Source organism: Actinokineospora terrae (assembly GCF_900111175.1).
GTDB classification, from domain to species: domain Bacteria; phylum Actinomycetota; class Actinomycetes; order Mycobacteriales; family Pseudonocardiaceae; genus Actinokineospora; species Actinokineospora terrae.
Genome location: NZ_FOGI01000012.1, coordinates 212,042 through 222,905 on the forward strand (window position 1 = coordinate 212,042; position 10,864 = coordinate 222,905).

Here is a 10,864-nt window from a genome sequence, read left to right on the forward strand (position 1 = left end):
CTTGCGGTGGCAACCCTGCTACCGAGAGGAACTCCCATGATCAAGCGAGTGGTGGGCGTGCTCACCGCCGCGCTGGCGGGAGCGGTGTTGATCGTCGCCCCCGCCGCCGCGCGGGTGAACGCCGACTTCGCCGCCATCGTGGCGCTCGACAACTGCTCCGGCTCCGTGGTGCGTCCCCCCGCCGCGGCCGACAGCGACCCGGCCCTGGTGATGACCAACGGCCACTGCGTCAAGCTGATGGGCGCCAACGAGGTCATCGTGAACCAGGCGTCGAGCCGCACGTTCACCCTGCTCGGGCCGACCGGGCAGTCGCTGGGCACGCTGCGCGCGACCAAACTGGCCTACGCCACCATGTCGAAGACCGACGCGGCGTTCTACCAGCTCAGCACCACCTACGCGCAGATACAGCAGCAGTACCGCACCCGGGCGCTCGAACTGTCCACCACGCGCCCGGCGCAGGGCACCGGCATCCAGGTCGTGTCCGGCTACTGGAAGCGCATCTACACCTGCGCCGTCGACGGTTTCGCCTACCAGCTCAAGGAAGGCAACTGGACCTGGCGCGACTCGATCCGCTACACCCGCCCGTGCAACGTCATCGGCGGCACGTCCGGCTCGCCGATCATCGACAGCGCGGGCAAGGCCGTCGGCGTCAACAACACGATCAACGAGAGCGGCGGCCGCTGCACCCTCAACAACCCGTGCGAGGTCTCCCAGACCGGCCAGGTGACCGTCCGCTCCGGCATCGGCTACGCCCAGCAGACCTACGACATCCCCACCTGCATCACCACCGGCAACCAGTTCAACCTCACCCTCCCCGGCTGCACCCTGCCCCGCTGACGCGAGTCGGACGGGCCTCCTCCACGGGGCCCGTCCGCCTCGGCCGCTCGGAGCGCTCAGTCAAGGGCGAACGCGTGGAGATAGACGTGCGGTGGTTGGACCGAGCGGTCCACGGCTACCTTTACCTGCTCCCGGTATGAACCGGGGAGGATTCGCAGCCACTCTTCGAGTCGCGTCCGCGGTCCGAACTCCCACTGGGTACCGGTCTCGGGCGGTAGCGAGAACGCCCGGGAGTCGCCAGGCTGTCCGACGTAATCCGGCCGCGCCACATCCGCGCCGAGACCGGTGAGGAACTCGGCGACGCACTCCGGTGTCGCGGTGAAGTCGAGGGCCACATCCTCGGCGTAGACCGGGCCGAGGATGTACCGCACGTTGGGGCGCGCGCATCCAGGCAGCCGGACGCGCGTGAGCCGCTCTATGTCGTCCACCGTGTACGCCGTGCGGCTGCCGGGATAGGCCTGAGGGTCCTCCTTGTCTTCCGGTGTGATCAGGGAATTGCCACCCACCAGCAGGACGACGACCGCGCACACGATTGCCCACCGAGTCGACACGGACATGCTCATCCAACCCCCAGGAAACGTCTTCTCGACCAAGGTACCGCGTCGAGACCCGATCCGGGTGTACCCGAGCGGCCAAGTGGGCCAGGTCGGATGGCGGGGGTGGATTCGGCGATTTCCGTTAACTGGCAACGGTTTCGCGGGTGGTGTCGGCCGTTAGCATGGGCGGATCGACACTTCGGAGGCGGGATGTACCTCAGATGGGTTCGGCGTAAGCGGCCACTGGCTCTGGTTACCGCGTTGGTCTCGGCCGCGGCGCTCAGCGTGGGTAGCACTGAGGCGTTGGCGGCACCTCCCGATGAGGCTACGCAGCCGTGGCAGTACGACCACTGGCCGCAGCAACAGCCGTGGCAGCAGTCGCGGGATGGGGCGCGGGTGGCGGTGCAGGCAGGGTTACCTGGGCCGGTTGACCCTCAGAACTGGGTGAACCCGGACCACATGACCTGGGAGCGGGACTACAAGAAGATCCCCGGTACCAACTGGGCCGACCCGGCGGTGAAGGGGACGACGCGGACGTTCAAGGGTGCGTTGGTCTTGGTTGACTACCCGAACCAGCCGTTTGTCGTGACGCAGCCGCAGAACTCCACGGTGTTCGGTAACCCCAGCGCGCAGGCGCATGACATCCCGCGCGCGCAGGTCGGGCAGTACTACCAGGACTTCCTCAACAAGCCGGGTCAGCTCAACCACGGGCACACCGTGCACGAGTACTGGATGGAGAACTCCGGCGGCCGCTACGGGGTCGACCTGAAGGCGTTCGGTCCTTACACCGTGCCGGGTAAGGACCACGAGTACGCGCTGGAGTTCCAGGCGGGCACCGGTTGTCCTACCGGCGACAGTTGCAACAAGGACCTGCGCACCGACGGTAGGGCTGCCTGGGTCGCTGATGTCGGTGCCGAGGTTCCCGCTGGGTTCGACTTCGTCTACTTCCTCTCCGCCGGGCAGGACGAGACGAGCACCTGGCAGGAGTTCGGGATGATGAAGTTCGCGGCCAAGGAGGACGTGACCGACGCGTTCGGGCCGCCGGACGACGCACTGCCGAACTGGACGCGCACCCGCTACGTGGACTGGACCTCTTGGGCGGCCGGTTCCACCCTGTGGCCCAACGCGGGCGGTGGGTCGTCCACTCAGGCGGAGAGCTCGGGGCAGGGCGTGTACGCGCACGAGTTGAGCCACCTGCTCGGCATCGCGGACAACTACAACAACCCCTACGGCAACCCGCCGCGCCGCGACTACAGCGGGATCTGGGACATGCTCTCCCGGGGCTCGTTCAACGGCCCCGGCGGCCCCCACTCGCGGTGGGTCATCCCGGCGACCGGCGGCGCGTCGATGGGCGCGCAGCACATCCTGCGCAACAAGATCAAGCTCGGCATCGTCGACGAGCGCAACGTGCTGCGGCTCTCGCGCGAGGCGCTGGCCGACTCCGGGGTGGTGGTCGCGCAGGTCACCGCGCGGACGGTGCAGCCGGGGCGCAACGGCCTGACCGGGGTCAACGTCGCGTTCGGCACCGGTGACCACACCCCCGCCTGCGACATCACCACCAACCCGTACTGCGACGGCGGCGGCTACGAGAACTACACCGTCGAGGTCGTGGACCGGATGGGCTCGGACTCGTTCACCCCCGACGCGGGCGTGCTGCTCGCCAAGACCAAGAACGAGGACCGCGCGCCGTTCGCGTGGGTGGTCGACGCCAACCCGCAGGACATCGGCATGACCGACTACGTGCTGCCCGATGGCCGCAAGGTCCCCATCACCATCGGCGACTACCGGCAGCTGGCGGACGCCCTGTTCCACGCGGGCACCAACTCCGGTAGCGAGTACGAGTACGTCGACCAGGCCAACCGGCTGCACTTCTACATCCTCGACGTCAAGCGCGACAACAAGGGCGTGCTGTCTTACACCGTCGCCATCAGGTCCTTGGACGGCGCCGGGCCGCAGAAGCGCGGTGTCCGGTTGCTGCCCACGGCGAGCCGAACGGGACGGGACGGTGTCGCCACCTGCCAGTTCCCGCTGTTCAACACCGGCCGGGGCAAGATCGCGGGACAGCACCCCGAGGACGTCAGCGCCTACCTCGACAGTGACGTCTACCGCGTCACCGCTACCGCCGAGGGCCGCGGCTGGACCGTCCAGGTGCCGAACGCCTTGACCACGGCCAAGTTCGGCCACCAGGTCCAGGTTCCGATCAACGTCAAGCGCGACGGTGGGGCTCCACTGACCAAGGTGACGCTAACGGCCACCTCGGAGAGCAACCCCGCCGCGAAGGCGACCGCCACCTGTGTGGTGCTGGGGCACTGAGCCGAGGGGTGCGGGCACGTCCGCGTGCCCGCACCCCGGTCCGGTGGATGACCCGAGCGGACCTATCCGTTGCGGCGGCAGGGTTCTACGGTCGAGTGATCAGGTTGGCGCGTGAGGGGAGAACGCTGGTGGGACGACGTCGCGTTGGGGTTGTGTTGGCTGTTGCCGCGTTTGGGGCCGTACTGTTCCCCGGGGCCGCTCAGGCCACGACAACCGGGTTCTTCTTCAAGGCCGGGCCGTTCTCGACCAACTCGGAGTGCATGTACCAGCGGGACATCACGATGGGGCAGCCCAACACCGTGGTGACGCCGTCCAGCGGTGACTGCAACCGCGACTACCTCGGCTGGTACTACGAGAGCTTCGAGATCTTCTGAGCCACGGTCGGCCGCGGGGATCTCAGGCGCGGGCGTAGCGGTCGGCGAGGGCGCGCAGCAGTGGGCGCAGTTCGGCCGGGGACTCGACGGTGAAGTCCATGCCGAGCATGCCCGCGAAGACGGCCACCGTTTCCAGTGAGTCGGCTCCGGTGACCAACACGGACGTGACCGCGTCGACCGCCTCCACGACGCCGACGGCGGGGTTGATCCTGGCCAGCACCGCCTCGGCCGGGGCGTCGACGCGCAGTCGGGCGTGGACGTTCCACCCGCTGCTGGCGACCCTGCGCATCGCGAACGCCGTGTAGTCGCCGCCCTCGATCGGGGTCGGCGCGAAGCGGCGGTGGGTGCGCATGCGCGGGGTCACGCGGTCCACGCGGTGCACGTCCCACTCGCCGGTGGCGGGGTCGCGGGCGACGAGGTACCAGCGGCGCTGCCAGGACAGCAGCCGGTAGGGCTCGACCACGCGCGGGTCGCCGTCGTAGTCGAAGCGGAACTGCTCGACGGCGTGGATGGCGGTCGCGACCGCGCGCAGCACGTCCGGGTCGACCTCCGGGTCGGGGGCGTCGGTGGCGGTGTTCTCCGGGGCGTGCTCGACGGCGGAGGACAGCGCCTCGACCGCGGGCCGCAGGCGCGGGGGCAGGACCTGTTCGAGCTTGGCGAGGGCGCGGGCGCTGGCCGCCTCGATGCCTGCGATGCCGCGACCCGCGCGCAGCCCGATGGCCACCGCGACCGTCTCCTCGTCGTCGAGCAGCAGCGGGGGCAGCTTCCCGCCCGCGCCGAGCCGGTAGCCGCCTGCGGCGCCCCTGGTGGCGTGGACGGGGTAGTCCAGGCCGCGCAGCCGTTCGATGTCGGTGCGGACGGTGCGGGTGGTGACGCCGAGGCGCTCGGCCAGCTCGGTGCCGTTCCACACCGGCCGGGATTGCAGCAGCGACAGCAGGGCCAGCAGCCGCGCCGGGGTGTCGCCCACAACCACCTCGCTCAATTAGGAAGTAAACGTTCCTATAAGCACTCTAGCGTTACCGGCATGACGAACACGAGCATCCGCCCCTTCCGCGTCGAGATCGCCCAGGCCGAGCTGGACGACCTGGCCGACCGCCTCGCCCGCACCCGACTCCCCCAGCCGGCTCCCGGCGACGACTGGGCCACCGGCACCCCCAACCACTACCTGCGCGAGGCCGTCGCGGCGTGGCGGGAGTTCGACTGGCGGGCCGCCGAGGAGCGGATCAACGCGCACCCGCACTTCGTCACCGACGTCGACGGGCAGCCGATCCACTTCATCCACGTCGAGTCGCCCCACCCCGGCGCGACCCCGCTGCTGCTCCTGCACACCTACCCCGGCTCGTCCGTGGACTACCTGGGCGTGATCGAGCGGCTCGTCGACCCGGTGGCGCACGGCGGCTCCGCGGACCAGGCGTTCCACCTGGTGATCCCGGACGCGCCCGGCTTCGGCTTCTCCACCCCCGTCACCGAGTCCGGCTGGAACTCGGCCCGGATCGCCCGCGCGTACGACACCCTGATGCGCCGCCTCGGCTACGCCCACTACGGCGCGCACGGCTCCGACCAGGGCGCGGTGATCGCCCGCGAGCTGGGCCTGCTCGCCCCGGAGGGCTTCCTCGGCCTGCACGTGCTGCAGCTGTTCTCCTTCCCCTCGGGCGACCCGGGGGAGTTCGAGCGCCTGGAGCCGCAGGACTACGCGGGCCTTGAGCACATGCAGTGGTTCCAGAAGGTCGGCGGGTACAACACGATGAACGCCAGCCGCCCGCAGACCATCGCCGCCGGTCTCAGCGACTCCCCTCTCGGTCTGCTCGCCTACAGCGAGCTGTTCCACTCCTTCGGCAACGGCACGTCACTGGTCCCGCTGGAGACGGTGCTGCTGGAGGTGTCGGTGGCGTGGTTCACCAATGCCGCGGCGGGCATGACGCGCTCGTACTACGAGAACGCCGAGGCCCCCGACTCGGCGTCGATCAACGCCGCCCCCACCGGGGTCGCCGTGTTCGCCGACGACTTCCAGACCATCAAGGTCTTCGCCGAGCGCGACAACAGCGCCATCGTCCACTGGAGCCGGTTCGACCACGGCGGCCACTTCGCCGCCCTGGAGGTACCGGAGCTCGTGGCGGACGACATCCGCGCCTTCTTCACCGCGCTGCGCTAGGCCGGGAGGGATCAGGGGTTCTCGGGGCCGAACCAGGTCTGGAGCGCGGTTTCCAGCTGGTCGGTCGCGGATAAGTGCGGGGTCTCGGGTAGGGCTAGCCAACAGGTGTAGCCGTCGGGGCGGGCCAGGACGGCGGTGGCGGGGAGCGGGAGATCCGCGACAGCCACGGCGTGCACCCGGTCGGACCAGGGGCCCGCGGTGGCGAGGTGGCGGGGATCGGTGGTGAGCAGGACGCCGTGGCCGGGGTGGAAGAGGGTGCTGGTCCAGTGGGTGGGGAGTTCGAGGTCGGGGAGCCTGGCGCCGAGCAGCGGGTGGTCCTGGCCGTCCACGGGGTAGCGGATGTCCAGACCGGACACCATGCCCGCCAGGTACCTGTTGGCCTCGGGGAGTCTCGCCAGCTCGGTGATGAGCCCGTGCATCGCGCGGGTCTCCGGGTCGGGGTCGGTGGGGAGGGTCTGGGCCCGGGTGTTGTCCACGACTCTCGCGCCGACCGGGTGGCGTTCGGCGTGGTAGGTGTCGAGCAGGCCGGTCGGCGCGTGGCCCCTGACCGTGGCGGCCAGTTTCCAGCCGAGGTTCATGGCGTCCTGGACACCCAGGTTCAGGCCCTGGCCGCCCGCGGGGAAGTGGATGTGCGCGGCATCGCCCGCCAGGAGCACGCGGTCGACCCGGTAGCGGTCGACCTGCCTGGTGGCGTTGGAGAACCGGGACGCCCAGCGGACCTCCGCGATCTCGCCGTCCTCCCCGTAGAGCCCGCGGATCGCGGCCTTGACCTCGTCCTCCGACACCGGTGTCGCCTGATCCCCCGCGCGGGCGTCCGGGTCGTTGAAGACCAGGCGGAAGAGACCCTGCTCCCCCAACGGGATAAGCCCGCCGGTACCGCGTCTGCCGGTCTTCTCCCTGGCAGTCCTCTCTCTGGCAATCGCGTCCTGCACCGACCGCATCCTCGTGGGCACGGCGGCGGGCAAGACGCCGAAGACGACGTCGGCCACGAACGCGAACTGACTGGCGTCGGTGCCCGGGAAGCCCACACCGAGCAGCTTGCGGACCGTGCTGCGGCCGCCATCGCACCCGACCAGGTAGCGCGCGTGGATCTCCGACTCACCGGCGGCGGTCCGCACCGTGGCCGTCACACCCGTGTCGTGCTGGGTGAACCCGACCAGGTCGTGTCCACGCAGGACAGGCACGCCCTGCTCGGCGAGCCGCTCCTCCAGCGCGCGCTCGACCCCGGCCTGCGGGATGGCCACCTGGTACGGATGCCGGGTCTGCCAACCCTCGTAGCTCAACGGCCGCCCGCCGAAGTGCCCACTCCCCCAGTTGCCCAGGGCGTACTTGCGTGTGCGCTCCAGCAATCCGCGCAGGTCGAACACCTCGGCCGTGCGGGGTTGCAGGTTCAGCGCCTTCGACTGCCCGCTGCGCTCGGCCAGCCGTTCCACCACGAGCACGGCCACCCCGCCGAGCGCCAACTCCGAGGCCAGCACCAGCCCGGTCGGGCCACCGCCCACCACGATCACATCGGTCTGCCGGATCCCCACCAGTGTCCCCTCCGCGTGAATGGGGAAAGCCACTCCCCCGAAACCGAGAGTACAGAAATCCGGCGAACCGGCGGCGGGTCGATTGTTACCGATTGGGGGATTTGCGCCATTGCGCGGCGAGGAGCCACATCAGGTATACGCCGCCGATGGCGCCGGTGGTGAGGCCTACCGGGAGTTGGATGTCGGGGATGAGGCGTTGGCCCACGAGGTCGGCGGCGGACAGGAGCGCGGCACCGGTCAGCATGGCGGGAAGGATGCCCGGGCTTGAGGAACGGGTCAGGCGGATGGCCACCTGTGGGGCCGTTAGCGCGATGAAGTTGATGGGCCCCGCGGCGGCCGTGGCGACTGCGGTGAAAGCCACGCCGATGAGGACTAGAGAAAGGCGGGTCCGTTCCGGTGAGATGCCCAGGGAACCGGCGGCAGGGTCACCCATTTCCAGCAACGGCATTCGGCGGCCCACGATAAGGGCCACCGGTAGCAGTACCGCGAGCGATATCCACAACGGCATCACGTGGTCCCAAGTGCGACCGTTGACGCTGCCGAGTTGCCACAGCTGCGCGAGGCGGGCTTCTTGAAGCGACGCGCGGCTCAACAGGTAGGCGTTGATCGACGCCAGGATCGAGCTGACACCGATGCCGATGAGGATCAGGCGGAAGCCCTGGACCCCTCGGCGGAACGCGAGCAGGTACACCACGATCGCGGACACAAGACCGCCGACGATGGCGCCAACGGCCACGCTGACCTGTGCGTCCCGGTAGACCAAGAGGACCAGGATGGCGCCGGTGGCCGAACCGGTGGTGAAGCCGATGACGTCCGGGCTGCCGAGGGGGTTGCGGGACACGCTCTGGAAGATCGCGCCCGCCGCGCCCAACGCGGCCCCTACGCCTATCGAGACGAGGAGCCTGGGTAGGCGGAACCGGTTCATCACCAGTTCCAGCCCCGGAGGTCCTTGCCCGAACAGGGTCCGCAGCACGTCCGACACGGTGGCCGGGTAGTCGCCTGTGGTCAGTGTGAGAGCCGCTAGGGCCAACAGGGCCACGACGAGGATGGCGCCGACGACCAGTGGACGGCGGTGCAACCGGACGGAGAGCGGGCCCACCCGCACGAAGGAGGCGCTCACAGCTGCGTGATCCGGCGTCGGCGGGCCAAGGCGATGAACACGGGTGCCCCCAGGAACGCCGTCACGATGCCGACCTGCAGTTCGCCCGGCGCGCCGAGGATCCGGCCGAGCACGTCGGCGCCGACGAGCAGGATGCCCGCCAGCACCGCGGCGTAGGGCAGCACCCAGCGCTGGTCGGGGCCGATGATCATCCTGGCCACGTGCGGGACGGCGAGGCCGACGAACACGATCGGGCCGACCGCCGCCGTCGCCGCGCCGCACAGCAGGGTGACCGCGAGCGCGCCGACGAGCCGGACGTGGTTGACCCGCAGGCCGAGCGCGCGGCCGGTGTCGTCGCCCAGCGCCAGCGCGTTGAGCGGGCGGCCGAGGCCGAGCGCGACCAGCACCCCGGCGCCGATGAACGGCGAGACCTCCAGGAACACGTCCATGCCGCGGCCCGCGAGCGACCCGATGACCCAGAACCGGAACCGGTCGAAGGTCTGGGCGTCGAGCACCAGGATGATCCCGACGACGGCGTTGAGCGCCGCGGTGAGCGCGGCCCCGGCGACGACCATCCGGTCGGGGGTGGCGGCCCGGCCGCTGGCGCCGAGCGCGTACACCGCGACGGAGGCGGCCGCCGCGCCCAGCATGGAGAACCACACGTACCCGCTGGGCGCGGTGACGCCGAGCAGCGAGATCGCCAGGACCACCGCGGTCGAGGCGCCGATCTCCACGCCGAGCACGCCGGGGTCGGCCAGCGGGTTGCGGGTCAGCGCCTGCATGAGGGCGCCCGCGAGGCCGAGGGCGACGCCGACGAACAGGCCGATCACCGTGCGCGGGAACCGCAGTTCGCGGACGATGTAGGCGATCTCGCTGCCGTCGTCGTGCCACAACAGGCGCCACACGGTCCCCGCGTCGATGTGCTCGGCACCGACGACCATGCTCGACACACACACCGCGGCGAGCACCACAAGAGCGCCGATCAGCCCTAAGAGGCGCACGCTTGTGGTGCGGGGACGCGTTTCCTGCACCAGCGACCCCTCGTCGGTCTGTGCGGTGTCACCGCTCTGGCGACCGGGCAAGGCTAACAACTCCCCTTCACGCGGAGGATTCCGCCATGGCGACGGCGATCTTGCGCGGGCCGGTGAACGGTTCCCTGCCGTGCGCGGCGGACATGTTGTCCACTACCAACAGGTCGTCGCGCTGGTAGTCGAACCGGGTCGACGCGGCCCGGTAGCACTGCCGGAGGTGGGCCACCACATCGTCGGGGATGACGCTGCCGTCGCCGTAGTACGAGTTGTTGGGGAATCCGTCAGGGCCGTAGATCTCGGCGATGCCCTCGCGGACCTCGGCGGGCAGGCTGCTCTCGTGGAAGATGACGATGTGGTTGAACCACACCGGCAGCCCTGTCACCGGATGGTGGTGCACTGCGTCGCGTACCGCGCGAGTGCGTAACCCGTCGGAGCCCACCCATTCCGCGGTAAGACCACCCGCCGCGCACTGCTTGTCGACCTGTGCACGGTCCTCTGTGCCGAACGCGGTCCACCAGCGCAGGCCGACGTCCTCGCCGTAGTTGCGCACGACCATCCACCGGCGCTGCTCGAACTCGGCGCGCACGTCCGGGTCGATGCGCTCGTAGACCTCGCGGATGGAGGCCAGCGGCGTGGCACCCTCGGTGAGGGGCGGCTCGACGCAGTGGAAGAACAGCGTCAGCGGCCACACCGCCTGGTACGACATCTCGGTGTGCAGGGGGATCTCGGCCTGCGCGGGGTAAGAGGTCGAGGTGTAAACGTTCCCCTTGATCACGCTGCGCGGGGAGGACTGCTCGGTGTAAGTGAGCGGTTCCCCCGAGAGCGCGCGCACGGCGTCGGTAAGCCCGTCAGCGCCGCCGATCTCGAAACCGCGCAGAAGCACAGCGCCGTGCTCGACGAGCTTGGTGCGTAGTGCGTCACGGTCACCGGTGATCCTGTCGACCACAGGTCCCTCGCCCTGGATCGTGTAGGCCAGTGTCATCGAGTTTC

At 69.8% G+C, this 10,864-nt stretch carries 10 protein-coding genes; 4 read left to right on the plus strand and 6 right to left on the minus strand.

Annotation, left to right across the window (positions count from 1 at the left end):
- Positions 1-36 precede the first annotated feature (36 nt).
- The gene (locus tag BMY07_RS26435) at positions 37-837 is read left to right on the plus strand and encodes a S1 family peptidase (protein WP_092784333.1); all 801 of its coding nucleotides are present in this window, start codon (positions 37-39) and stop codon (positions 835-837) included.
- A 56-nt stretch (positions 838-893) separates the two neighbouring features.
- Here BMY07_RS26435 and BMY07_RS26440 read toward each other — a convergent pair whose 3' ends face one another.
- Positions 894-1,394, minus strand: a complete 501-nt coding sequence (locus tag BMY07_RS26440; protein ID WP_143073649.1) for a hypothetical protein — start codon at positions 1,392-1,394, stop codon at positions 894-896.
- 438 nt (positions 1,395-1,832) lie between these two features.
- On the opposite strand from BMY07_RS26440, the gene BMY07_RS26445 reads away from it, so the two are divergent.
- Together BMY07_RS26445 and BMY07_RS26450 are read left to right on the plus strand one after the other, a co-directional pair.
- A complete protein-coding gene (locus tag BMY07_RS26445) occupies positions 1,833-3,686 on the plus strand; it encodes a M6 family metalloprotease domain-containing protein (RefSeq protein ID WP_218150775.1) in 1,854 nt (617 codons plus the stop codon).
- A gap of 128 nt (positions 3,687-3,814) precedes the next feature.
- Positions 3,815-4,060 carry a hypothetical protein gene (locus BMY07_RS26450; protein ID WP_143073650.1) on the plus strand — a complete coding sequence of 82 codons (246 nt, stop codon included), beginning with the start codon at positions 3,815-3,817 and terminating at the stop codon, positions 4,058-4,060.
- Positions 4,061-4,082: 22 nt separating this feature from the next.
- Here BMY07_RS26450 and BMY07_RS26455 read toward each other — a convergent pair whose 3' ends face one another.
- Entirely contained in the window at positions 4,083-5,027 is a 945-nt protein-coding gene (locus BMY07_RS26455; RefSeq protein ID WP_092784345.1) for a helix-turn-helix transcriptional regulator, read from the minus strand.
- Positions 5,028-5,084: 57 nt separating this feature from the next.
- On the opposite strand from BMY07_RS26455, the gene BMY07_RS26460 reads away from it, so the two are divergent.
- On the plus strand, positions 5,085-6,212 hold the full coding sequence (locus BMY07_RS26460) for an epoxide hydrolase family protein (protein ID WP_092784348.1): 1,128 nt from the start codon (positions 5,085-5,087) through the stop codon (positions 6,210-6,212).
- An 11-nt stretch (positions 6,213-6,223) separates the two neighbouring features.
- On the opposite strand, the gene BMY07_RS26465 is transcribed toward BMY07_RS26460, so the two are convergent.
- The 4 genes from BMY07_RS26465 to BMY07_RS26480 form a co-directional block, all read right to left on the minus strand.
- The gene (locus tag BMY07_RS26465) at positions 6,224-7,744 is read right to left on the minus strand and encodes an FAD-dependent monooxygenase (RefSeq protein WP_245782677.1); all 1,521 of its coding nucleotides are present in this window, start codon (positions 7,742-7,744) and stop codon (positions 6,224-6,226) included.
- Between the two features lie 85 nt (positions 7,745-7,829).
- Entirely contained in the window at positions 7,830-8,864 is a 1,035-nt protein-coding gene (locus BMY07_RS26470; RefSeq protein ID WP_177215782.1) for a FecCD family ABC transporter permease, read from the minus strand.
- A complete protein-coding gene (locus BMY07_RS26475; RefSeq protein ID WP_245782678.1) occupies positions 8,861-9,874 on the minus strand; it encodes a FecCD family ABC transporter permease in 1,014 nt (337 codons plus the stop codon). The genes BMY07_RS26470 and BMY07_RS26475 overlap by 4 nt, the downstream gene beginning before the upstream one ends.
- Positions 9,875-9,941: 67 nt before the next feature.
- Complete coding sequence (locus BMY07_RS26480) at positions 9,942-10,856, minus strand: TauD/TfdA family dioxygenase (RefSeq protein WP_092784354.1); 915 nt, start codon at positions 10,854-10,856, stop codon at positions 9,942-9,944.
- Positions 10,857-10,864: the final 8 nt, after the last annotated feature.